At 37.4% G+C, this 23,789-nt stretch carries 28 protein-coding genes and 1 riboswitch; of the genes, 22 read left to right on the top strand and 6 right to left on the bottom strand.

Features of this window, described 5'->3' with window-relative positions; genetic code table 11:
* Positions 1 to 12 precede the first annotated feature (12 nt).
* Positions 13 to 1,026 (top strand): PTS sugar transporter subunit IIC, encoded by a 1,014-nt coding sequence (locus AC1Q8M_RS21320; RefSeq protein WP_000666168.1) that lies wholly within the window; start codon positions 13 to 15, stop codon positions 1,024 to 1,026.
* Between the two features lie 65 nt (positions 1,027 to 1,091).
* Here the strand turns inward: AC1Q8M_RS21320 and AC1Q8M_RS21315 are convergent, their stop codons facing one another.
* Positions 1,092 to 1,739 carry a phosphatase PAP2 family protein gene (locus AC1Q8M_RS21315; RefSeq protein ID WP_098365882.1) on the bottom strand — a complete coding sequence of 216 codons (648 nt, stop codon included), beginning with the start codon at positions 1,737 to 1,739 and terminating at the stop codon, positions 1,092 to 1,094.
* A gap of 144 nt (positions 1,740 to 1,883) precedes the next feature.
* Between AC1Q8M_RS21315 and AC1Q8M_RS21310 the strand changes: the two genes are divergently transcribed.
* From AC1Q8M_RS21310 to yunB, 18 genes are all read left to right on the top strand, one after another.
* Entirely contained in the window at positions 1,884 to 2,411 is a 528-nt protein-coding gene (locus tag AC1Q8M_RS21310) for a hypothetical protein (protein ID WP_000826910.1), read from the top strand.
* Between the two features lie 494 nt (positions 2,412 to 2,905).
* The gene (locus AC1Q8M_RS21305) at positions 2,906 to 3,271 is read left to right on the top strand and encodes an arsenate reductase family protein (RefSeq protein WP_000218968.1); all 366 of its coding nucleotides are present in this window, start codon (positions 2,906 to 2,908) and stop codon (positions 3,269 to 3,271) included.
* Between the two features lie 41 nt (positions 3,272 to 3,312).
* Positions 3,313 to 3,696, top strand: coding sequence for a glycine cleavage system protein GcvH (gene gcvH, locus AC1Q8M_RS21300; protein ID WP_000026896.1), 384 nt, complete (start codon positions 3,313 to 3,315; stop codon positions 3,694 to 3,696).
* Between the two features lie 490 nt (positions 3,697 to 4,186).
* The gene (locus AC1Q8M_RS21295) at positions 4,187 to 4,531 is read left to right on the top strand and encodes a toprim domain-containing protein (protein WP_000640870.1); all 345 of its coding nucleotides are present in this window, start codon (positions 4,187 to 4,189) and stop codon (positions 4,529 to 4,531) included.
* A gap of 3 nt (positions 4,532 to 4,534) precedes the next feature.
* Positions 4,535 to 4,843 (top strand): thioredoxin family protein, encoded by a 309-nt coding sequence (locus AC1Q8M_RS21290; RefSeq protein ID WP_002025020.1) that lies wholly within the window; start codon positions 4,535 to 4,537, stop codon positions 4,841 to 4,843.
* A gap of 152 nt (positions 4,844 to 4,995) precedes the next feature.
* Positions 4,996 to 5,340, top strand: coding sequence for a hypothetical protein (locus AC1Q8M_RS21285; RefSeq protein ID WP_098683842.1), 345 nt, complete (start codon positions 4,996 to 4,998; stop codon positions 5,338 to 5,340).
* Positions 5,341 to 5,465: 125 nt separating this feature from the next.
* A riboswitch (SAM riboswitch) is annotated at positions 5,466 to 5,573 on the top strand.
* Positions 5,574 to 5,750: 177 nt separating this feature from the next.
* On the top strand, positions 5,751 to 6,776 hold the full coding sequence (locus AC1Q8M_RS21280; protein WP_000601791.1) for a methionine ABC transporter ATP-binding protein: 1,026 nt from the start codon (positions 5,751 to 5,753) through the stop codon (positions 6,774 to 6,776).
* A complete protein-coding gene (locus tag AC1Q8M_RS21275; RefSeq protein ID WP_000359401.1) occupies positions 6,769 to 7,434 on the top strand; it encodes a methionine ABC transporter permease in 666 nt (221 codons plus the stop codon). The genes AC1Q8M_RS21280 and AC1Q8M_RS21275 overlap by 8 nt, the downstream gene beginning before the upstream one ends.
* A gap of 23 nt (positions 7,435 to 7,457) precedes the next feature.
* Entirely contained in the window at positions 7,458 to 8,270 is an 813-nt protein-coding gene (gene metQ / locus AC1Q8M_RS21270; protein WP_000735080.1) for a methionine ABC transporter substrate-binding lipoprotein MetQ, read from the top strand.
* A 70-nt stretch (positions 8,271 to 8,340) separates the two neighbouring features.
* Complete coding sequence (gene metQ, locus AC1Q8M_RS21265) at positions 8,341 to 9,147, top strand: methionine ABC transporter substrate-binding lipoprotein MetQ (RefSeq protein WP_097821511.1); 807 nt, start codon at positions 8,341 to 8,343, stop codon at positions 9,145 to 9,147.
* A gap of 238 nt (positions 9,148 to 9,385) precedes the next feature.
* Positions 9,386 to 10,171, top strand: coding sequence for a Fe-S cluster assembly ATPase SufC (gene sufC, locus AC1Q8M_RS21260; protein ID WP_000929163.1), 786 nt, complete (start codon positions 9,386 to 9,388; stop codon positions 10,169 to 10,171).
* Positions 10,172 to 10,186: 15 nt separating this feature from the next.
* Positions 10,187 to 11,479: a Fe-S cluster assembly protein SufD gene (gene sufD, locus AC1Q8M_RS21255; protein WP_098361534.1), complete on the top strand. Its 1,293-nt coding sequence runs from the start codon at positions 10,187 to 10,189 to the stop codon at positions 11,477 to 11,479.
* Entirely contained in the window at positions 11,479 to 12,699 is a 1,221-nt protein-coding gene (gene sufS, locus AC1Q8M_RS21250; protein ID WP_001020767.1) for a cysteine desulfurase SufS, read from the top strand. The genes sufD and sufS overlap by 1 nt, the downstream gene beginning before the upstream one ends.
* Positions 12,689 to 13,120: a Fe-S cluster assembly sulfur transfer protein SufU gene (sufU, locus tag AC1Q8M_RS21245; protein WP_098855489.1), complete on the top strand. Its 432-nt coding sequence runs from the start codon at positions 12,689 to 12,691 to the stop codon at positions 13,118 to 13,120. Before sufS ends, sufU begins: the two co-directional genes overlap by 11 nt.
* Before the next feature lie 48 nt (positions 13,121 to 13,168).
* Complete coding sequence (sufB, locus tag AC1Q8M_RS21240) at positions 13,169 to 14,566, top strand: Fe-S cluster assembly protein SufB (RefSeq protein WP_001118824.1); 1,398 nt, start codon at positions 13,169 to 13,171, stop codon at positions 14,564 to 14,566.
* A 525-nt stretch (positions 14,567 to 15,091) separates the two neighbouring features.
* Positions 15,092 to 16,507 (top strand): bifunctional metallophosphatase/5'-nucleotidase, encoded by a 1,416-nt coding sequence (locus tag AC1Q8M_RS21235; protein WP_206704213.1) that lies wholly within the window; start codon positions 15,092 to 15,094, stop codon positions 16,505 to 16,507.
* A 65-nt stretch (positions 16,508 to 16,572) separates the two neighbouring features.
* Positions 16,573 to 16,875, top strand: a complete 303-nt coding sequence (locus AC1Q8M_RS21230; RefSeq protein WP_000248467.1) for a YunC family protein — start codon at positions 16,573 to 16,575, stop codon at positions 16,873 to 16,875.
* Positions 16,876 to 16,929: 54 nt separating this feature from the next.
* Complete coding sequence (gene yunB, locus AC1Q8M_RS21225; protein WP_000021807.1) at positions 16,930 to 17,661, top strand: sporulation protein YunB; 732 nt, start codon at positions 16,930 to 16,932, stop codon at positions 17,659 to 17,661.
* A 73-nt stretch (positions 17,662 to 17,734) separates the two neighbouring features.
* On the opposite strand, the gene AC1Q8M_RS21220 is transcribed toward yunB, so the two are convergent.
* Positions 17,735 to 18,718, bottom strand: a complete 984-nt coding sequence (locus AC1Q8M_RS21220; RefSeq protein WP_098361533.1) for a M23 family metallopeptidase — start codon at positions 18,716 to 18,718, stop codon at positions 17,735 to 17,737.
* A gap of 189 nt (positions 18,719 to 18,907) precedes the next feature.
* On the opposite strand from AC1Q8M_RS21220, the gene lipA reads away from it, so the two are divergent.
* The gene (lipA, locus tag AC1Q8M_RS21215; protein WP_000166367.1) at positions 18,908 to 19,804 is read left to right on the top strand and encodes a lipoyl synthase; all 897 of its coding nucleotides are present in this window, start codon (positions 18,908 to 18,910) and stop codon (positions 19,802 to 19,804) included.
* Positions 19,805 to 19,824: 20 nt separating this feature from the next.
* Here lipA and AC1Q8M_RS21210 read toward each other — a convergent pair whose 3' ends face one another.
* Both AC1Q8M_RS21210 and AC1Q8M_RS21205 read right to left on the bottom strand, forming a co-directional pair.
* Entirely contained in the window at positions 19,825 to 20,304 is a 480-nt protein-coding gene (locus AC1Q8M_RS21210) for a YbaK/EbsC family protein (protein WP_000272748.1), read from the bottom strand.
* 74 nt (positions 20,305 to 20,378) lie between these two features.
* Positions 20,379 to 20,933, bottom strand: coding sequence for a histidine phosphatase family protein (locus AC1Q8M_RS21205; RefSeq protein ID WP_098361532.1), 555 nt, complete (start codon positions 20,931 to 20,933; stop codon positions 20,379 to 20,381).
* A 133-nt stretch (positions 20,934 to 21,066) separates the two neighbouring features.
* Between AC1Q8M_RS21205 and AC1Q8M_RS21200 the strand changes: the two genes are divergently transcribed.
* A complete protein-coding gene (locus AC1Q8M_RS21200) occupies positions 21,067 to 21,498 on the top strand; it encodes a hypothetical protein (RefSeq protein ID WP_000738182.1) in 432 nt (143 codons plus the stop codon).
* A gap of 25 nt (positions 21,499 to 21,523) precedes the next feature.
* On the opposite strand, the gene AC1Q8M_RS21195 is transcribed toward AC1Q8M_RS21200, so the two are convergent.
* Complete coding sequence (locus AC1Q8M_RS21195; protein WP_141533101.1) at positions 21,524 to 22,339, bottom strand: YhfC family intramembrane metalloprotease; 816 nt, start codon at positions 22,337 to 22,339, stop codon at positions 21,524 to 21,526.
* A gap of 100 nt (positions 22,340 to 22,439) precedes the next feature.
* On the opposite strand from AC1Q8M_RS21195, the gene AC1Q8M_RS21190 reads away from it, so the two are divergent.
* Positions 22,440 to 23,174, top strand: a complete 735-nt coding sequence (locus AC1Q8M_RS21190) for a MerR family transcriptional regulator (RefSeq protein ID WP_000178777.1) — start codon at positions 22,440 to 22,442, stop codon at positions 23,172 to 23,174.
* 34 nt (positions 23,175 to 23,208) lie between these two features.
* Here the strand turns inward: AC1Q8M_RS21190 and AC1Q8M_RS21185 are convergent, their stop codons facing one another.
* Entirely contained in the window at positions 23,209 to 23,787 is a 579-nt protein-coding gene (locus AC1Q8M_RS21185; RefSeq protein ID WP_000744131.1) for a YhcN/YlaJ family sporulation lipoprotein, read from the bottom strand.
* Positions 23,788 to 23,789 lie beyond the last annotated feature (2 nt).

Here is a 23,789-nt window from a genome sequence, read left to right as displayed (position 1 = left end):
AAGGTGAAACAAATGAAGGAATATATAATGTCTCGTGTATTTAAAGCATCTGCTGGAATCGCACAAGGTATTTTCGTATCCCTCGGAATTGGTTTACTAATCGAAAATATAGGAAGAATTGTTGATATTCCGTTGCTTATTACAATCGGAGTTGTTGCAAAATCACTAATGGCACCAGCGATTGGTGCCGGCATTGCTTTTATGCTCGGTGCAAACGGTCTTGTAATCTTCTCGGCGATGGTAGCCGGAGCGATTGGTGCCGGATCCATTTCAATTACTGAAGCTGGTCTAATTATTAAAACAGGTGAGCCAATCGGTGCATTATTAACAGCAACTTTAGCTGTATATATTGGTAAACGTTTAAGCGGAAAAACTGCTTTAGATATGATGCTCGTTCCATTTGCGGCCATATTAGGTTCTGGTTTAGTTGGTATTTGGTTATCTCATAATATTACTCCTGTTTTAAATGCAGTTGGAGCGTTCATTAAAGATAGCTCAGCTGGTAGCCCGTTTATCGCTTCTATCGTCATTGCAGTAGTTTGGGGACTATTACTTATCTCTCCAGCTTCATCAGCTGCGTTAGCGATCGCACTTAGCTTAGACGGTGTTGCAGGTGGTGCAGCTCTTGCCGGATGCGTCGCTCAGTTTATCGGATTCTCTGTCATCTCAGCAAAAGAAAACAATTTAGGTGGCATATTAGCTCAAGCTCTTTGTACTCCGAAAGTACAGTTGCCAAATATCACTAAAAATCCAATGATTCTCGTCCCAACTGTCGTCGCCAGTGCTATAGTTGGTCCGGTATCCGCATTAATTTTCCAACTGGAAGCAGGAAAAGAAATTGCAGGTCTTGGATTAAGTTCTCTTATCGCACCAATTAATTTAATTTCCAGCGAAGGATGGGAAGTTCTCCCGGCGATGGTAATTACTTATATCGTCATTCCAGTAGCTGTTTCTTATATACTTTACATTGCTCTTAAAAAAGCAGGTCGTATTCATTCTGGTGATATGACTGTACCGCAATCTTAAATTGAAAATCTCCTTAATAATAGATAAAAGCAGACTGAGAAGCCACAGTCTGCTTTTTTGTCATGTTACATTCTATGATTTTGTTTTACTGGAACTCTTATTGGTTCTTTGGCCAATAAGAGTTGAACGCCGAAGTAAAGTATGCTTGCAAGTGTCATTCCAGAAACGGCATCTACAAGGGCATGTTGCTTCGTAAATAGCGTTGATAAAATAATAAGTGTACCGAAGAAAGTAAGGATGTAATATTCAAAAGCATGTTGTTCTCTACGCTTAAAGGCAGCTAACATAATTACAAATGTAGTAAGAACGTGAATGCTAGGGAAACAGTTTACTGGCTGGTCGATACTATAAATATAGCGAACTAGTTCAGAAAATACATCTGTTCCAACGACAGTCGGACGCGGTACAGTTGTTTGCCAAAAATAATAAATAGAAAAACAAGCAAGCTTTCCAAAAATAACACTACTTAAAGTGACATAATATTGCTTTCGGTCAGCGAAGCAGTAATAAATAAGTGCGCCGTATAAGTATGGAAACCAAAGTAAATAAGGAATAATAAATGCTTTTACAAATGGAATCCAATCATCTACTACAGTTGTAACGTCTACTGCGTGAACAGTCGATTTATTTAATACGTCGTAAAGGGGACTTACGAGTACGAGTAGAAGTATATAACTTAACGGAAGAAAAGATGAAAGTTTAAATTTCTTCATGTTGATCTCCTATGTTTAGTAATGTAAGTAAATTCAATTGATTATAATATAGAAACGTGAATTGGGCTATCGATTTTACTTACATTTTCTTGAATTAACCTTACGTTTTTGTCACTTGACTAAAAAGAAGGGGGAGGGTGCTAAATGAAGCGTTTATCATATTTTTTAGTTTTTATATTGTTATGCCTAGTAGGTGCTGGGTGTGCAAAGAATAACGAAGGAGAAAAATTAGAATATAACGGAAGAGCACTCGTAATTGGAGTTGTTGGAGAAAAGCCGAAAGATACGTTTAGGAATGTAAAGTTTGAAAGTATAAAGTTAGAAGAAATGCAGGAGAAATCAGCAAAAGTTGATGGTTTTTTCGTTATGAAAGAATACTTTAAAGAGGCATCAAAGGAGCAGTATACGGACTTATTTTTATCGTTAAAGAAGCCGGTATTTTTTATAGGTTTGCAAGATAGACCGTATTTAATTTTTACTAACAAGGATTTAGATTATGATAATACCCCAAAGGATAAAACGATGACGTATACGCAAGGGTTTGTAAATATGGGGAACCCTGAAGGTCAATATTGGGGTATGGGATTATATAATGATACTGTTTCCGATCGAAATATTCATAATATGTATATAGTAGTATTTCAAACCATTTCGGATTACTTAAGTCGATGATGAAGGAGCCTGTAAAAAAGGCTTCTTATTTTTTAAAAATAAACGTTTGTTTAAGCTGTATGTTCGGTAGAAAGAAACTCATGTAGTTCAAAGGTTAAGAAAGAAAAATAAGAAATTAATCAAACGTTTGTTTAAGCTGTATGTTCGGTAGGAAGAAACCGATGCAGCTCAAAGGTTAAGAAAGAAAAATGGAGAATTAATCAAACGTTTGTTTAAGCTGTATGTTCGGTAGAAAGAAACTCATGTAGTTCAAAGGCTAACAAAGAAAAATAAGAAATTAATCAAACGCTTGTTTAAGATATATGTTTGGTGCAGAATCTAAAAAAATTTATATATTTATTTTTTTCTTAACAAATGGCGGAAAAATAAGAAAAATTCGCAGGATTATTAAAAATTATCACGAAATAAGTAAAAGTTTAGCGAATAATGGTTTGAAATAATAAAACGTTTTCTATATGATAAAGGTAAAGGTTAGTAAAAAAGTAGGTGAATTTATGACAGTAACATTTTATTCATATCCAAAGTGTGGCACATGTCAAAAGGCAAAGAAATGGTTTGAGGCAAACGATGTAGCATATGAGATGATTCATATTGTTGAAAATCCACCATCAAAAGAAGATTTACGTAATTTACATGAAAAAAGTGAATTACCATTAAAAAAATTCTTTAATACAAGTGGAATGCGTTACCGTGAACTTGGTCTGAAAGATAAGTTGAAAGATGCAAGCGAAGACGAAATGTATGAGCTTTTAGCATCTGATGGCATGTTGATCAAACGTCCAATTGTAACAGATGGAACGAATGTAACACTTGGTTTTAACGAAGAGCAGTTTGAAAGTGTGTGGAAAAAGTACCAATAAGGTATTTTTACATAATTAATACATTCACTGGAGGTACAGTCATGAGCATTCCAAATAATTTACGTTACTCTGAAGAACACGAATGGGTAAAAACTGAAGGTAATGAAGTTGTTATCGGTATCACTCACTTTGCACAAGGTGAGCTAGGTGATATCGTATTCGTTGAACTTCCTGAAGTAGGTGCAACAATCGAAGCTGACGAGCCATTCGGAAGCGTAGAATCTGTTAAAACAGTTTCTGAGTTATACGCACCTGTAAGCGGTAAAGTTGTAGCAGTAAACGAAGAATTAAGTGACCAACCAGAACTTGTTAACGAATCTCCATACGAGGGTGCATGGATGGTTAAAGTTGAACTTTCTGATGCAAGCCAAGTTGAGAAGTTATTAACTGCAGAAAAATATGCAGAAATGACAAACCAAGACTAATTATAGTCGACTAAAGGACAGCCTTTGTGCTGTCCTTTTTTATTTTGTGTAAAATAATGAATGTAGAATCATATACTAATTATCGTGTAGGAGAACGTTTTTTGAAAAAACTTTTTCGTTTAATCTTTATGCAGGTCTAGCCGTTTTTGTTTTTCGTTGTCTAGCTCCAGCGACTAGATTGTTCGGTGGCTTCGCTTCTTCCTACAAGGCAAAAAGCGCCTCTACGTCAGAAGCTCCATCCCCATCACAATCTAAATGAGCCGCTTGCGCTTTTCATTGTCTAGCTCCAACTCCTAGCCCTTCATGTCTAAGAACCTTCCGCACGAGAAGACAAAAAGCGTCTTCTGTACGGAAGAACCTTAGCCAACAGGGCTAAACAGTCGGTTTCGCTTTTCTTTTGCAAAAATAAACAGGAAACAACATGAAAATAACGAATATACTATATACTAAGTTCAAGGTTGTATAGTATATGGTGATCGGGTGATGACATATGATTTATGTGGAAAAAGTCATTATTGTAGAAGGTACATCAGATAGAAGAAAGATTGAATCTATTATTCGTGAACCAGTGGAAATTGTTTGTACAAATGGTACAATTGGTTTGTCGAAAATGGATGAGCTCGTTGATCAGTTTTTTGATAAGGAAGTGTATGTGCTAGTGGATGCTGATGATGCTGGAGAAAAGTTAAGGAAACAATTTCGAAAAGAATTTCCGCAAGCCGAGCATATCTATATTGATCGCTCGTACCGAGAAGTGGCAACTGCGCCATCTACACACTTAGCAAATGTATTATGGGGAGCCGACATTGACGTTTATACAGAATATTTACGGTAAGGAATGATAGAAGTGATCGATTGGACAGGAGCCGAAGCTACAGCCCTAATAGAGAATGAAGAAAAAACAGTGTTATATGTATATACTCCAATGTGTGGAACATGCCAATTAGCAAAAAAGATGTTAACAGTCGTTGAGATGACAATTGAAGGCCTCAAAATTGGGATGTTAGATTTAAATTATGCTCCGCATTTAGCGAAAGAGTATGGGATTGAAAGTGTACCTTGTTTACTTGTTTTTGAAAATGGGACACTGATGAAGAAGATATATGCATTTCATTCGGTTGAATATTTATATACGGAATTAAAGTAGGCGGCAAAATTTTTGCCGCCTCGACATATTTCTTGGGAAATATGTCGAGATGCAGGATGGATACAGTATTTGTCGAGCGAAAATAACAGGATTGCTCTTTATTGAGAGGGAATGGTATGTAATAGAAAGTGATATGAAGGATGTGATTTAGGGTGAAATTATATTCTTTGCTTCAATCATTTGTAAATTACGCTAATGGTCAATATCATTTAGAGCCGCTTTTAAGACAAGAGGAGAAAACTGTTAATTTCCGCTTTAGAGATGAAAGTTGTTCGTTACAAATTTCAAGAGATTATATAGAGCTGCTACAAGAGGAAAGAGGAACGGAACAAATCATTTGCTTAGATGAAAAAGATATAGAGCAATTGGTGAATGGAAATGTACGATTGCAAATGTTAATGAATGATGGACGTGTACAATATTCAGGAACGTACCGAACGATGTTATTAGTGGAATCGATGTTTCATATATGTAAACCGATGTCAGTAGGTGCTTAAAATTCTGAAGTTTCATTTTTTGCGAAAATTTCTGTTGACATGGTGAGCGTATATTGATACAATTCAAGTCATAAAATATAGACAATTTCATAAATTTCAAATCAGACGAAAATTGAATCTGATTTCTCTTATCAAGAGAGGTGGAGGGACTGTGCCCTGTGAAGCCCGGCAACCGTCAACTTATGTTGAAATGGTGCCAATTCCTGCAAAGCGAATGCTTTGAGAGATGAGAGAGAGGGATAATGTTGTTATATACGCATATAAACCTTTCTGCTTCTCTAAAGCGGAAAGGTTTTTTGTTGTTTGAATGTGGAGGACATTCAAATAATAAAAGTAGTGATAGCGGTGGACTACACGCATCAAAAATAAAAAAATGCGGAGTCTATCTAAACAAAAAAGGGGTGAACATCATGATTCTATTAGAGAATGTAAGGAAAATATATAAGGCGAAAAGCGGTGATGTCACTGCTGTAGATAACGCCAATTTAAAAATAGAAAAAGGCGAAATATTTGGTGTTATCGGATATAGCGGCGCTGGGAAAAGTTCTTTAATCAGATTGTTTAATCAGTTAGAGAAACCGACTTCTGGCCAAATTACAATTGCGAATCGTGTTATATCAGCAATTACAGGAAGTGAACTTCGTAAGGCAAGGCAAGAAATCGGAATGATTTTTCAGCACTTTAACTTACTTTGGTCACGAACTGTACGTGAAAATATAGAGTTTCCACTTGAAATTGCAGGTGTTGATAAAACGAAGAGAAGAAAACGTGTTGATGAATTAATTCATCTTGTTGGATTAGAAGGAAGAGGAGACGCGTACCCATCTCAGCTGAGCGGGGGACAAAAACAACGCGTTGGGATTGCAAGAGCATTAGCTAACAACCCACAAGTACTTTTATGTGATGAAGCAACGTCGGCTCTTGATCCAGAAACGACAGATCAAATTTTGGATTTACTATTAGACATTAATAAGCGCCTTGGTTTAACAATTGTACTCATTACACATGAGATGCACGTAATTCGAAAGATTTGTAATCGAGTGGCGGTAATGGAGAGAGGAAAGATTGTAGAAACGGGTCCAGTACTTGATGTATTCCGTAATCCGAAGCAAGATATTACGAAACGATTTGTACAGCAGTTAACAGATTCTGAAGATACAAATGAAACGATTGAAAGTTTAATTGAAAAATATCCAGATGGAAAAGTAATTCGTTTGCAGTTTATTGGTGAGGCTGTAGAAAGACCAGTCCTTCAACGATTGATGCAACGCAGTGATATAGAAGTTAGCATTTTGCAAGGAAATATCGCACAAACGAATAACGGTTCTTACGGTAGTTTAGTTGTTCATTTAAATGGTGAGGAAACAGCGATCCAGCAAGCGATAGAAGGAATTCATCAAGATCAAGTAGAGCTGGAGGTGATTGCACATGGATAAGTTACTCGCAAATGTTGATTGGAATCAAATGTTAGAAGCAACTGGTGAAACGTTATATATGACGGCAATCGCAGCTCTTGCGACATTTGTTTTAGGACTAATTTTAGGATTGTTACTTTTCATGACAGCGAAAGATAATTTATGGGAAAACAAATCAATTAATACGGTGATTGGAGCATTCGTAAATATATTCCGTTCTATACCGTTCATCATTTTAATTATTTTATTAATCCCATTCACAAAGATTCTTCTTGGAACAATTCTTGGAGCAAGTGCAGCTCTGCCGGCTTTAATTATTGGAGCGGCACCATTCTACGCGAGAATGGTTGAAATTGCACTTCGCGAAATTGATAAAGGTGTAATTGAAGCTTCCAAAGCAATGGGAGCAAAAACAAGCACAATTATTTTGAAAGTGTTAATTCCAGAATCGTTACCAGCATTAGTATCTGGTATTACGGTTACGACAATTGCTTTAGTAGGCTATACAGCAATGGCGGGAGTTGTTGGTGCTGGTGGTCTTGGAACACTTGCTTATTTAGAAGGATTCCAGCGAGGAAATAACGATGTAACAATCGTTGCGACAATTTGTGTATTACTAGTTGTATTTTTAATTCAGTGGATTGGTGATAGTTTAACGACTCGAATAGATAAACGATAATAAAAAACGAGAGGATGTTTCAAATGAAAAAATTATTACTTACGGCACTTATTTCAACTTCAATTTTTGGTTTAGCTGCTTGTGGCGGGAAAGATAAAGATGAAAAGAAACTTGTTGTTGGTGCTTCTAACGTACCGCACGCTGAAATTTTAGAAAAGGCAAAACCGTTACTTGAGAAAAAAGGAATTGAGTTAGAAATTAAAAAATTCCAAGACTACGTATTACCAAATAAATCGTTAGCGGATAAGGATTTAGATGCAAACTACTTCCAGCACATTCCGTATTTAGAAAAAGAAATTAAAGATAAAAAATATGATTTTGAAATAGCGGGGAAAATTCATTTAGAACCAATTGGTGTATACTCTCAAAAGTATAAGAGCCTAAAAGAACTTCCAGACGGGGCGACAATCATTATGAGTAATTCCGTTACTGACCATGGACGTGGTTTAGCAATTTTACAAAAAGAAGGCATTTTAAAAATTAAAGACGGAGTAGAGCCAGTTAATGCAACTCCAAAAGATATTGCAGATAATCCGAAAAACTTAAAATTTAAAACAGATATCGAGCCTGGTTTATTGCCACAAGTGTATAACAATAAGGAAGGCGATGCTGTTTTAATTAACTCTAACTATGCAATTGATGCGAAATTAAACCCAGAAAAAGATGCAATTGCAATTGAAGGTGATGATTCACCGTACGCAAACATAGTAGCTGTTCGTAAAGGTGATAAAGATAAAAAAGAGATTAAAGAGCTTGTAGAAGTATTGCATTCTAAAGAAATCGAAGACTTTATTAATAAAGAATATAAAGGAGCGGTTGTTCCTGTAAAAGAATAATTGCTGAAAAGGCTGGTGTATGCCAGCCTTTTTTATAACTACATAACTATAGGGGAGAAGGGGACATCATATGAAAAAGATTCTATTGTCAGTTGTTACAGCGCTGTCTGTATTTACATTAGCTGCTTGCGGAGGAAAAGAAGAGAATAAGCTTGTTGTTGGAGCTTCTAACGTGCCGCATGCTGTTATTTTAGAGAAAGCACAGCCAATCTTAGAGAAAAAAGGCATTAAGTTAGAGATTAAAAAGTTCCAGGATTATGTACTGCCAAATAAAGCGTTAGCGGATAAAGAGATTGATGCGAACTACTTCCAGCATATTCCGTATTTAGATAAGGAGATCCAAGAAAAGGGATATAAAATTGTAAACGCAGGAAAAATTCATTTAGAGCCAATGGGTATTTATTCTAAGAAATATAAAAGCTTAAAAGACTTACCAGATGGCGGGACAGTGATTATGAGTAATAACGTAGCGGAGCGAGGCCGTATGTTAGCATTGTTACAAAAAGGCGGCGTGATTAAGCTTAAAGATGGTGTAGATGTGGTTAAGGCGACAGTAAAAGATGTAGTCGAAAATCCGAAAAACTTAAAATTTAAAACAGATGTTGAACCTGGACTTTCACCGAAGTTGTATGAAAATAATGAGGGAGATGCTTTATTCATTAATTCGAACTATGCAATTGATGCGAAGTTAAATCCAAAGAAGGATGCAATTGCGATTGAAGGATCAGACTCACCGTACGCAAATATTATTGCAGTTCGTAAAGGTGACGAGAAGAAAAAAGAAATTAAAGAATTAGTAGAAGTACTGCATTCAAAAGAAATTCAAGACTTTATTAATAAAGAATATAAAGGTGCTGTACTTCCGGTAAGTGAATAAATATGAGGAAAGGACTGGAAAATTACCAGTCCTTTTTTCTTTATATAAATAAGAAGAAAGGTGTATCATATAAGGATGCAAGGGAAATACTTATATACATTTGTGAAAAAATTGTTACTTTTTTTCGTCGTTTGCGATATCATTTTATTTGATATAAGATTAGAATGAGAATAAAATGAGAATATGAACGTTTTAGGAATTTTTAAAATGTATATATAGGATTAATGGAGGTATTGAGATGGCTGGTTCTACATTAACGGTTAAAGACTTACACGTATCAATTGACGGCAAAGAAATTTTAAAAGGTGTAAACCTTGAAGTAAAAGGTGGAGAAATCCACGCAATTATGGGACCTAACGGAACAGGTAAATCAACTTTATCTTCTGCGATTATGGGTCACCCAAAGTATGAAGTAACAGAAGGTAGCATCATCATCGACGGTGAAGATGTATTAGAAATGGAAGTAGACGAGCGCGCACAAGCGGGTCTATTCCTAGCAATGCAATATCCAAGTGAAATTAGCGGAGTAACAAATGCTGACTTCTTACGTTCTGCAATTAACGCACGTCGTGAAGAAGGCGATGAAATTTCTCTTATGAAATTTATCCGTACATTAGATAAAAACATGGAATTCCTAGAAATGGATCCAGAAATGGCACAACGTTACTTAAACGAAGGTTTCTCTGGTGGAGAGAAAAAGCGTAACGAAATTCTTCAATTAATGATGATTGAGCCAAAAATCGCAATCTTAGATGAAATCGACTCAGGTCTTGATATCGATGCATTAAAAGTTGTATCTAAAGGTATTAACCAAATGCGCGGCGAAGAGTTCGGTTGCCTAATGATTACGCATTACCAACGCTTATTAAACTACATCACTCCAGACTTCGTTCACGTTATGATGAACGGTCGTATCGTTAAATCTGGTGGCCCTGAGCTTGCACAACGTCTAGAAGCTGAAGGTTACGACTGGATTAAAAAAGAATTAGGTATTGAAGACGAAACAACAGAGCAAGAAGCGTAAGAGAGGAGCATAAACATGACAATCGGTACATTACCTTTCGATCAAGAAAAAATCCGTCAACGCGCAAGCGAAGTAAACGAAGCTGCTTGGTTGACTGAGTTCCGCTTACAAGCTCTTGCACAAGCAACAGAACTTCCAATGCCAACGCCTGATAAAACGAAAATTGAAAAATGGGACTTTATCGGAAAAGGCGACGCTGCTAAGCAAGAGCCTGTAAGTTCTTTAACAGAGCTTCCAGAAGCAGTGAAAAACTTAATCGATGAAAATAACAGCGTATTAGTGCAACGTACTGGTACAACTGCGTTCGTTTCTTTAGCAGACGAAGCAAAAGACAAAGGTGTTATTTTCACAGATATCGTAACAGCTGCAACAGAGCATGCTGAATTACTACAAAAGTATTTAATGAAAGACGGAGTGAAAGTAGACGAGCATCGTCTAACTGCACTTCATGCTGCATTAATCAACGGCGGTGCATTCGTATATGTTCCGAAAAACGTTGTTCTTGAAACTCCACTTCAAGCTGTATTCTTAGTAGACGGCGAAGAAGCTAACGTATATAACCACGTATTATTCGTAGCTGATGCGAACAGTACTGCAACTTATGTAGAAAACTATGTTGCAAATGAAAATGCTAAAGGTATTGCAAATATCGTAGCAGAAGTAATTGTGGAACAAGGCGCACAAGTGAAATTCGGTGCGGTTGATCTATTAGCAAAAGACGTAACAACTTACGTTAACCGCCGCGGTGTTGTTGGACGCGACGGCCGCATTGATTGGGCTCTAGGCCTTATGAATGATGGAAACACAATTTCAGAGAACGTTACGAACTTAATGGGCGACGGTTCATATGCTGATACGAAAACAGTAACAATTGGCCGTGGTAACCAAACACAAAACTTTACAACTAAAGTTGTTCACTTCGGTAAACACTCTGAAGGTTGGATTTTAAAACACGGTGTACAAAAAGATAGTGCAACATCTATCTTTAATGGAATTGGTAAGATTGAACACGGTGCATCTAAATCAAATGCACAACAATCTTCTCGCGTTCTTATGCTAGACGAAAAAGCTCGCGGTGATGCGAACCCAATTCTTTTAATTGATGAAGATGATGTTATGGCAGGTCACGCAGCTTCAGTAGGCCGCGTAGATCCGTACCAATTATACTACTTGATGAGCCGTGGTATTCCAAAACGCGAAGCAGAACGTTTAGTCATCCATGGATTCTTAGCACCTGTAGTAAATGAGCTTCCAATTGAAGGAGTAAAAGCACAGCTTGTTGAGGTAATTGAAAGGAAAGTTCGCTAATGAATATTCATGAAATACGCAAACAGTTTCCAATTCTTGATCAAAAAGTGAACGGCAAACAACTTGTTTATTTCGATAGTGCAGCAACTTCTCAAAAACCAATTCAAGTCATTGAAACGTTAGAACGTTACTATAAAGAATATAATTCTAACGTGCATCGCGGTGTTCATACGCTCGGTACGAAAGCTACCGACGCGTATGAAGGTGCACGTGAGAAAGTTCGCAAGTTTATTAACGCGAAATCAATGGAAGAGATTATTTTCACGCGCGGAACGACAACTGCATTAAATACAGTAGCGGCTAGCTATGGCCTTGAAAATGTAAAAGAAGGCGATGAAATCGTTATTTCTTACATGGAACACCATAGTAACATCATTCCGTGGCAACAAGTTGCGAAGAAAACTGGCGCAACTTTGAAATACCTTCCGCTTCAACCAGACGGTACAATTTCTTTAGAAGATGTTCGTCAAACTGTTACACCGAATACAAAAATCGTTTCTATTATGCAAGTATCAAACGTACTTGGAACGATTAACCCTGTAAAAGAAATCGGAGCAATCGCACACGAAAACGGAGCAATTATGGTCGTTGATGGTGCACAAAGTACACCTCACATGAAAGTGGATGTGCAAGATTTAAACTGTGATTTCTACGCATTATCTGCTCATAAGATGTGCGGACCTACAGGTATCGGCGTATTATATGGTAAGAAAGAATTGCTAAACAATATGGAGCCAATTGAATTTGGTGGTGAAATGATTGATTTCGTAGATTTACAAGAATCTACTTGGAAAGAGCTTCCGTGGAAGTTTGAAGCGGGTACACCGATTATCGGTAATGCAATCGGACTTGGTGCGGCAATTGATTTCCTAGAAGAAATCGGTCTTGATAATATTGAAAAGCATGAGCATGAATTAGCGCAATACGCTTTAGAAAGACTATCAGAAGTAGATGGCGTTACAATTTATGGTCCAAAGCATCGCGCTGGTCTTGTTACATTTAATATTGAAGACGTACATCCTCACGATGTAGCGACTGTATTAGATGTAGAAGGCATTGCAGTTCGCGCAGGACATCACTGTGCACAACCGCTTATGAAGTGGCTAAAAGCTTCTTCAACAGCACGTGCGAGCTTCTATTTATATAATACAAAAGAAGAAATTGATACATTTGTTGAATCGCTAATCAAGACAAAGGAGTATTTCACAAATGTCATTTAATAATTTAGATACGTTATATCGTCAAGTTATTATGGATCATTACAAAAATCCTCGTAACCATGGCGTGTTAGAAGATAGTGTTACCGTTAACTTGAACAATCCAACTTGCGGCGATCGTATTCAACTTACGATGAAAGTAGAAGAAGGTATTGTGCAAGAGGCGAAGTTTGAAGGCGAAGGATGTTCAATCTCAATGTCTTCAGCTTCAATGATGACACAAGCAGTAAAAGGTAAGAAAATTGAAGAAGCACTTCAGCTTTCGAAAATTTTCTCTAACATGATGCTAGGAAAAGAGTACGATGACAGCATCGATTTAGGAGATATTGAAGCATTACAAGGCGTATGCAAGTTCCCTGCACGTATTAAATGTGCAACATTAGCGTGGAAAGCGTTAGAAAAGGGCTTAAACGAAGATAAGTAATGTTAAAGGTTCCTAAAAATGAGGTTATCTAAGGAGGGACACACCAACATGGCGAAGCAACTGCCAGATATCGGCGATTACAAATATGGTTTCAAAGACAAAGACGTTTCGATTTTCCGTGCTGGACGCGGTTTAACAAAAGAGATCGTTGAAGAGATTTCACGTATGAAAGAAGAACCACAGTGGATGTTAGACTTCCGTTTAAAATCACTGGATAAGTTCTATGAAATGCCAATGCCACAATGGGGCGGCGACTTAAACGACTTAGATTTCGATGAAATTACGTACTACGTAAAACCATCTGAGAAATCTGAGAAGTCTTGGGATGAAGTACCTGATGAAATTAAAGCAACATTTGATAAATTAGGTATTCCAGAAGCTGAGCAAAAATATTTAGCTGGTGTATCTGCACAGTACGAATCTGAAGTTGTATACCACAACATGAAAGAAGACCTAGAAGCTCTAGGAATCGTCTTCAAAGATACAGATAGCGCATTAAAAGAGAACGAAGATATTTTCCGTGAGCATTTCGGAAAAGTAATTCCACCAACAGACAACAAATTCTCTGCATTAAACTCTGCAGTTTGGTCTGGTGGATCATTCATCTACGTTCCAAAAGGTATTAAAGTTGATACACCACTTCAAGCGTATTTCCGTATTAACTCTGAAAATATGGGACAATTCGAGCGTACGCTTATCATCGTAGACGAAGGCGCACACGTACACTACGTAGAAGGTTGTACAGCACCTGTTTACACTACTAACTCACTTCACAGTGCGGTAGTAGAAATCATCATTAAAAAAGATGCGTATTGCCGTTATACAACAATCCAAAACTGGGCGAACAACGTATACAACCTAGTTACAAAACGTGCGGTTTGTGAAGAAAACGCAACGATGGAATGGATTGATGGTAACATCGGTTCTAAATTAACGATGAAATACCCAGCAGTTATCTTAAAAGGCGAAGGCGCTCGCGGTTTAACATTATCAATCGCGATTGCTGGTAAAGGCCAACACCAAGATGCTGGTGCGAAAATGATTCACTTAGCACCAAACACGTCTTCAACAATCGTTTCTAAATCGATTGCGAAGCATGGTGGTAAAGTAACTTACCGTGGTATCGTACACTTCGGACCAAAAGCGAAAAACTCTCGCTCTAACATCGAGTGTGACACGTTAATCATGGATAACCAATCTACATCTGATACAATTCCTTACAACGAAATCAAAAACGATTACGTTTCACTTGAGCACGAAGCGAAAGTATCGAAAGTATCAGAAGAACAATTATTCTACCTAATGAGCCGTGGTATTTCTGAGCAAGAAGCTACAGAAATGATCGTAATGGGCTTCATCGAGCCATTCACTCGCGAACTTCCAATGGAATACGCAGTTGAAATGAACCGCCTAATCAAGTTTGAGATGGAAGGTTCTATTGGTTAATAGATAAAGTAGAAGCGCCCTGCTGTGCAGGGCGCTTTTTTGTTTTGCGGATTTGTCTTGGCTTGGGAGATGATACCCGGGTGGGTGTTCAGTTAAATATATCAACGATTTTTCAAATATATCGATCATAAACGGGAATATATCAACGATTATTTCAATATATCAACGTTTCGACAAGGAATATCGATTTGTCGACAAGATAAGACAAAAGAAAATCCTCACATACCCTAAACATTTTATAAGAACAGAGAACGACTAGGTTTAAGACAAAGATACTGACAAATCCACTTGAACAACCACCCACTGAATTCTCTATTAAACTTTTTGACAAATCCACCCCTCCCTCCACTATCTGGAATTCTTTCCTGCATTAGCAAAAGTTTCTCATATGAAAAGGACAATCTTTTGCTTTTTCTCACAATGCGAGTACAATGTAAAATAGCAAGAAAAGACGAAAAGTATTTACAGGATTATTGTGTGCGCATAGCGTAAATGGCAGTAAGGAACTGAGAGGAGGTTTTTTCTCTGAATACAAATAAAGAAACAATCATCCACCTTTATCATACAAACGATATACATAGTCATTTTGAAAATTGGCCGCAAATTTCTCGGTTTGTTCTAGGGGAGAAAAAGCGAAGACAGGAAGCGGGAGAGACTGTTTTGACGGTTGATATCGGTGATCATGTGGATCGTTTTCATAGTATTTCGGAAGCGACAAATGGCCTTGGGAATACGAAGCTTTTAAATGAGGCGTTATATGATTATGTAACGATCGGAAATAATGAAGGCATTACGTTAGCGAAGGAGCATTTGAATCGTCTATATGATGATGCTGGATTTGAGGTGCTCGTTGCGAATTTATTTAAAAAAGAAGGGGTACGTCCAGCGTGGGCGAAGCCTTATAAATTACATACGACGACAGATGGGATTATCATTGCTTTTATCGGATTAACGGTAGCTTATCCAGAGTTTTATCATATGCTCGATTGGCATATTGAAGATCCGCTTATCCATTTAGAGTCTATTTTAGAAGAAGTGAAAGATGAGGCGCATATTACCGTTGTCCTATCTCACCTTGGAAAAAGTATGGATGAGTATATGGCAGAGCATTATGATATAGATGTTATTTTAGGTGCACATACGCATCATTTATTTGAGCGTGGTGTTCTACTGAACAATACTTTACTTTGCTGTTGTGAAAAGTGGGGACGTTACGTTGGCCACGTTCAGCTTACTGTGGATAAAGAGACGAAGAAGCTGTTGAAAAAAGACGGTAGAGCGATTAAGACGGAACGGTTAGGTGCTTATAGCGAGCCGTTATCCACAATTGAAATACTGCAGGAAGAAAGTAAGCATATAATGGCAGAGCCTGTCGTTCATTTAAAAGAGTCATTACCGGTTGATTGGTTTCAGGAGACGCCGTTTTCTCATATGTTAGCAAGTGCGCTGAAAACATGGTGCGATGCAGAGATTGGCATGGTGAACGCCGGTGTACTTCTTGAAGGGCTAGAAGAGGGTGTTGTAACGCGCGGAGATATTCACAGAATTTGTCCACATCCAATTAATCCGTGTGCTTTGAAAGTTCCAGGAAAGATATTAAGAGAAGTTATTTTGAAAGCACGTAAACCGAACATGGAGAATCTTGAGGTGAAAGGATTCGGATTTCGGGGGAAAGTGATGGGGAAAATGATTTATGCTGGTGTAGAAGTCATTCCAGATACGATTCCTGGCAATAAAATTTTATTAGAAGATGTATTGATTAACGGCGAATCGCTGGAGTTAGACCGTATATATACGGTAGGAACAATCGATATGTTTACGTTTGGATACTTATACCCAGAGCTATCCACACTTTCTGGCAAACAATATTATATGCCAGAACTACTTAGAGATGTGTTAACGGATATGTTAATAACTCATACAACTTCCGTTAAACTATAGGCTAGTTAACTTGTAACACTCATTTTTCTCTTGTCATACAGATAAGAAAGAGAGGAGTGTGAACTATGGTTAATGTGGAGCCAATTATAATTGATAATTATACGTTTATTGCGGTTAGCGTGAAACTTCCAAAGACGAATTTGCTAGCTGTAATGAGCGATAAAGGATATATTATGTGTGGTGCATTAGATGTAGGTCTTTTAAATGAGAAATTAGGTGATCGAGGAATTATTGCTGGCCGTGCGGTTGGTGTAAGAACGATTGAACAACTTCTTGAAGCGCCACTAGAATCGGTAACGACTGGAGCTGAAGCGTTAGGAATTCCAGTAGGAACGATTGGAAAAGAAGCATTATTAAAAATGAGATAAGCATATATCGTCCCTCCTTCTTGCATAGAAATGATATAAGAAGGAGGTTTTTTTATGAGTATATTTCGCTCGAAAAACTCGCGGTTTCGAAGGGGACCTATTGCCTTTCGGTATATACTGCTTATGTCGTTTATTCTTTTTGTTATATTACTTACGCAAGGGTTGTGGATTGTGAATAATAGTATTCAGCCGACCTTAATTAAATATGGGGAAGTAGAGACACATAAAATGGCGACAGCAATTATGACGAAGGCGGTAAAGGATAGAATTAATGAAGGATTCGATGTCGATTCATTAATGAAAGTACAGAATGATAAAAACGGAAAAGTATCCACAATTAATTTAAATACGAAGCAAGTAAATGAAATCGTAACGTCAACGACCACGTACATAGAAAAATATTTGCAACAAGTAGAACAAGGGAAGTTGAAGGAACTAGGTATTTCTGAAAAAAACGGGGCGACTATGGCAGTTCCTTTTGGACGTGTAACTGATAATGCACTCCTTGGTAATATAGGACCAGATATTCCGATTCATTTCACGCCAATTGGGCATGTGAATACAGATATTAAACAAAAAATTGAGCCGCATGGAATTAATACTACAGCGATTCAAATTGTTATGGAAATGGAAGTAACATTGCAAGTAATTATTCCATTTCATACGAAAGAGATAACTGTGAAACAAAATGTTCCGATTGCGACGCGTATCGTTCAAGGGGAAGTGCCTACGTATTATGGAAGCGGAAGTGTTGCTGTACCTGATAAAAAGAAAACAGATAGTTAGTTGCATATAAAGTGATACTCGGCTGAGCCGGGCTTTTACTGGATAAAAAATAACCGTAGCAATGCAGCTACGGTTATCTTTTTGTATTTGCTCGTTCTTTGCGTTCCCAAAGGCTTAAATGCATGTATGGATCGAAGGCCCATTCTGTATAGCCATTGTCTTTATATATGCCAAAATGTAAGTGGGGTGGGAATTTTCCGGCTGTACCAGGAGGTCCATAACCAGTGCTACCAACAAATCCAATTACTTTTCCTGGCTCAATAATTTGTCCAAGCTGTATCTCTTTTGAGAACCCGCCTAAATGAGCGTAATAATGGTAATTGTTATGAAGGTCTCGAATACCAATGCGCCATCCACCAAGGCGGTTCCAGCCTTTTGTTTCAATAATGCCATAGCAAGTCGATCTTACTGGCACGCCATATCCAGCGAAAATATCGGTGCCTTCATGAATTCGTCTTCCGCCAAAACTTCTTCCAGCGCCGAAAGTACTACGGTAGCTATGGTCACTACGAATCGGAAGAGGAAAAGCATTTCCTTCTAAATTAATACGTCCATAATGTTTATAAATTTGGGCGTACTCGCTAATTAAATCAACTGTTTTTGCACGTCTATAATATTCCCAAAGCATAATTTTAATACGGTCTTCTGACGTTCCTTGTTTCCTTAAAATAGTCGCTGCGGTATGCAGAAGATCACGGTCGCTATTTGCATTTGCAAATCCATCTTTGTCACCATCTAAACCTATTCCGCCAAATAGAGAAATTGTATGGGGGAGAGTATCGTTACTATTAACAGGTCCAGCCCATATTTCTGGTTTGAAATAAAGGGAAATGATGGCATCTGGTTTTTTTGGAATATCTTTTCTTACGCTCCGTATATTTCTTTCATATTGATCCATTGCAGCTAAGTAATACCATGGAATGCCTGAAGACTGCTCGGTTTCTTTATATAGTGCCATGCGCTTTTCGTATATGCTTTGCTGATTATCTTCACCGTAAGCGATGTTTTGGTGGAGAAGAAAACAAATAGAAAGCAAAAGAGAAATTTTTCGAAGCATGAAATAGACTCCTTTCACAACATCACTCTTTTTAGTGTGGGATATACGGAGTATTTCATTATAGGGAACGATTGGAAAAAATCTTAGAATCTTCATTTGAGCAAATCGCTTTCATACGTTAGAATAGATATGTTACATTGAAAGAAGCGAACACGGTAAACTATTTCATATTGTGCGGAGTTGATAACCATGACAAAACAAACAGAATATAAGCGCAAGCCCGAATGGTTGAAAATTAAGTTAAACACGAATGAAAACTATACAGGCTTAAAGAAAATGATGCGTTCTAAGAATCTTCATACCGTTTGTGAAGAGGCAAAATGTCCGAATATTCATGAATGCTGGGCTGTAAGAAAAACAGCAACATTTATGATTTTAGGTGCGGTTTGTACACGTGCTTGTCGTTTTTGTGCGGTTAAAACAGGCTTACCAACTGAGCTTGATTTACAAGAACCAGAACGCGTAGCAGATTCAGTAGTACAAATGGGCTTAAAGCACGTTGTTATAACAGCGGTTGCACGTGATGATTTAAAGGACGGCGGAGCAGCTGTTTTTGCTGAAACAGTACGAGCAGTACGTCGTAAAAACCCATTCACGTCTATCGAAGTATTACCATCTGATATGGCTGGGGTAGAAGAAAACTTAAAAATGTTAATGGATGCAAAACCAGATATTTTAAACCATAACATTGAAACAGTACGTCGATTATCTAACCGAGTTCGCGCTAGAGCAAAGTATGACCGTTCATTAGAGTTTTTACGTCGAGCAAAAGAAATGCAGCCTGATATTCCAACTAAATCGAGCATTATGGTCGGCTTAGGTGAAACAAGAGAAGATTTAATTGAAGCAATGGATGACTTACGTGCAAACAATGTGGATATTTTAACTCTTGGACAATATCTACAACCATCTAAGAAGCATTTACCAGTTATTAAATATTATCCACCAGCAGAATTTGCAGAGCTTAAAGAAATTGCACTTAGCAAAGGATTTAGCCACTGTGAAGCTGGCCCACTTGTGCGTTCTTCTTACCATGCGGACGAGCAAGTACGTTCTGCAAAAGAAAAAACAGCAGAAGCTAAATAATGAAAAAAGAGAGCTAACGATCAGCTCTCTTTTTGTTTGTACTCTAAAACAGTATTTGTACATGTTAATAAAATCTTTTTTAATTCTTCTGTGGATAATTCAATTGTAAATTCAGGTACACCAGGTGTAATTAAAATTTTATCGTACGTATAAATAGCGTTATCCACAATAATTGTTACATCGTGTGAATATCCGAAAGGAGCCACACATCCCGGCGTACAACCAGTTTTGTCTCGCAGTTCATCAGGAGAACAGAGAGATAAGCGTTCTCCTGTTAGTTCTTTCATCTCTCCCCGGTTAAGCCTTGTGCCCTCTAACGTAAAAAATACGTAATAATCTCCAGACTTTGATTTTAAAAATAAGCTTTTACTTGGAGTGCCTTGTAAGCCAAGTCTCTCGCGTACGATCCGATCCGTCTCATAATCGAGTACTGGTTCGTGTTCGAATTTTTCATAAGAAACATTTGTTTTATGTAGTAAAGCAAGTACGTCTTCGTACATATGAAATGATACCCCTTTCTATTGTTAGAACAGTCTCTTCTCGTGGCGTCAACTGAATGTTTTGGAAAGGGATATTACTTGGACGATGCTTCCCATAAGCGTGTTATGATACATTGTTCGTCGATTGTAATTTCGTAAATATCAGGATTCGTTAAATTTCTCCATTCATTAAAGCCAATCGTATGATCAAAATGCTTTAAAATGAGCGTAAGTAAATTGCCATGTGTAACAAGTAGTGTTGTCGTATGGTTTAATTGTAAAACGTCTTGACTAAGCGATATGGCACGGTCTGTTGCTTGTTTTGTTGACTCTCCGCCTGAAAAGGCAATATCTATATTCGTAAAAGTGGATTCTAATTTTTGCATCCAATCATCCATTGGAACGTTGCTCAATATGCGTTCAGTTAATCGTTCATCTTCTTGGATAGATAAGTTAGCTTGGAGTGCATAGGGCCGAATGGAATCGATAGCTCGGACAAATGGGCTTGAAATAATATGATCGATTTGTAGAGTATTTTCTAAGAGGAATGTAGCAAGGGTATTTGCTTGGTCTTTTCCATCGGTCGTTAATTCAGCATCACATTCTTGCCCAGTTGCTGAACAATGTCGTATTAAAATAATTTTCTTCATAATTCATCCCCATCTTTCAAGTTGACGCTATATACTTCGACAAATGTGGAAATAATTCCTTTTTATTGGAAACAGCATATGGATTTAAATATGTGGAAAAGTAATGTGGATAATAAAAAATTGAGGTGCAATGATGAAAAAAATGATATGTATCGTATTCATTATTTGTTTTCTTGCGCAATTGTCCACAACATATGCAGAATCCAACCGAAAACTAAATTATCCAAGCAATCAAAATAAGTCATTTGTGAGTGGGGATGTTTTTTATAAACAGTTAGATAAGAAAATTTATAAAGAGTACAAAAATGCAGCATATAGTGTTCGTAAAAAAATTTCATTTAAAGAAGTGGCTGATGAGGAATTTTCTTTCCTGCAAAAAACAGCTGTCGGTTGTCGAAGTAGAGTGGTGCTTCAAGATTTTTTTGTTCACCCTGATCGCCAAGTTTATTTTTTCGCTTCTTTTACTCAAAATGAAGTAGAAGCGTTTCATAAGTACATCGTTATAGATGCAGAAACAAAGAGGGAGCTGCAAGAGGGCAAAAGTTATCATCCATATAAAAAATAAACCACCAATTTTGGTGGTTTATTTTTTACTCCGGTACACTCATTAATTTCTCTTTCATTTTGCGAATAAGAACGACAGCGCCAATTGTACACAGAAGTGTAATTCCTTCGGCAACGAAGATGTTGATTGTTTTTGTTTGGTAAAGTGCCGCGAAAAAGTCTACAAATGCGTGGAATAGTATAGCGTATACTAGGAAGATGTATTTCTTCTGTTTTACTGCGTATAAAACAAGCATTGTAAAGGCGATTTGAAGCACGAGTGCCATAATTCTTTCTAAGCTACCAAGGAAGTATAAGTAGGCAGGTTGCTGAATTAACATGTCCTGTAAAATACTGAGCTCGGGTTTTTGTTCAATCAGTCGAGAGAAGCTACCATCGTTAATAGAATTAGCAAAAATTAATGCTTGTAATGCAGAAAAACCGCCAATTAAAATAGATTCAATTCCGCCGTGACCAATTCCATAAGCGAAGCCATCTTTATATTCTAGATATTTTTTTAGTAAGAAGAAGAAGGCAACGAAGCGTCCTAATTCTTCAAAAATACCAGCAGTCAATCCGCCATAAATTGCGAAGACAAACGGATTTTCTAAAAATGGAGCGATTGTTGGATTACCGCGCATAAATAGGTGGAATGGTGTTTCAAGAATTTGGGTGAATCCGATAAAGATAAGAACACCAACGCCGACTACTTTCCAATTAATATTATGTTTTTTACGGAAATAAACGAGTACGATAATTGGGACCAGAATCGAGACAATGAGTTGAAAAATGATGCTGGCAATTACAGTATTTGAAACCATACTTTCACCGCTTTCTAATATATGTACATATCTATTATGCATGAAATAGGGGAGAGATGAAACTTTTAGAAAGAAAATGAATTTACTTATTGACTCTAACGTTGCGTCATACTTTATCGTATGTACTAAGGGGGAGATACAAATGACAATGAGAGTAAAAGAAGTAGCTGATTTAGTTGGAATTAGTGTGCGCACACTGCATCATTACGATGAAATTGGGTTGTTAACCCCAGACGAGACGACAGAGTCTGGATATCGTCTGTATTCCAATGAAAATTTAGAGACATTGCAGCAAATTTTGTTTTTTAAAGAGCTTGGCTTCCCTTTGAAGAAAATTAAAGAGATTATCATGAGTCCATCATTTGATCGCGAAGAGGCACTACAGCTTCATAAGAAGATGCTTCTTGAAAAGCGTGCCAGATTAGATAAGGTGATTGCGACGATTGATAAAACAATTCAGCATACAAAAGGAGAGATTGAAATGACGAATAAAGAGAAATTTGAAGGATTCGATTTCAGCCATAACCCATATGAAGAAGAAGCACGTGAAAAATGGGGAGATGCAGCTGTAGATAAAGCGAACGAATATGCAAAAGGTATGTCAAAAGAGAACCAAGAGGAGTTTAATGCTATTTATAGAAATTTAGCAACGCTTAGACACGATGCACCAGATTCTAAAGAGGCGCAGGCAGCTATCAAAGTATGGTACGATTACTTGCAAAACTTTAGTCACTATTCATTAGACGCTTTTAAGGGACTCGGTCAAATGTACGTCGCTGATGAGCGCTTTACGAAAAATATCGATAAGTTTGGCGAGGGGTTAGCGCAGTTTATGTGTGATGCGATGGAGATTTATGCGGATCGTAATAAAAAATAAAAAGTAAAACAGGTGGAGGTTCTCTCCACCTGTTTTACTTTTTAATCATATTATTTAAAGTCTGATCCCCCGTATTGTTCAAATGAGGATTTTTACTCATTTCACGTTTTAGCATATCGAGGCTTTGCGTATATTCTGTATCATTTAATGCGCCAGATTGAAGCCCTTGAATTTGAGAAATCAACTTTTGGTCTGTTGATACATATGCTTTATAATAGCGAGGGACGATGGACAAAGCGGTTTTATATACTTGATCTGCTACGAGTTTTGGATCCGTTGTGTTTGCACGGTATACAACAAATACTTCATCATCGGTAACGAGTGTAGCAGCGTTTGTAACGTCAGGAAGTTTGACTGTCATGCTTGTAATCATTTCAGCGACTTTCTCGCGATTAATGGCCCCTACTTGTTTGTTAGATACTTCATGCTTTTGTTTAGAAGAATAACCGACTCTTGTGAGTCTTGTATTTGTATTTTCCGTATGATACATGTCGTTTTTATTGGAAACAAGAACACGGCTTCCTTCTTCACGTTCCATTTCAGCTTTGTTCGCTGATTGGCAGCCTGCAAATAAGGAAAGAGTGAGAAGGGAAAGTAAAATTTGTTTTTTCACGA

Source organism: Bacillus sp. GW823-FHT06A10, assembly GCF_058795375.1.
Note: the sequence above shows the minus strand (reverse complement) of the source record. Positions and strands in the feature narration are given on the sequence as shown.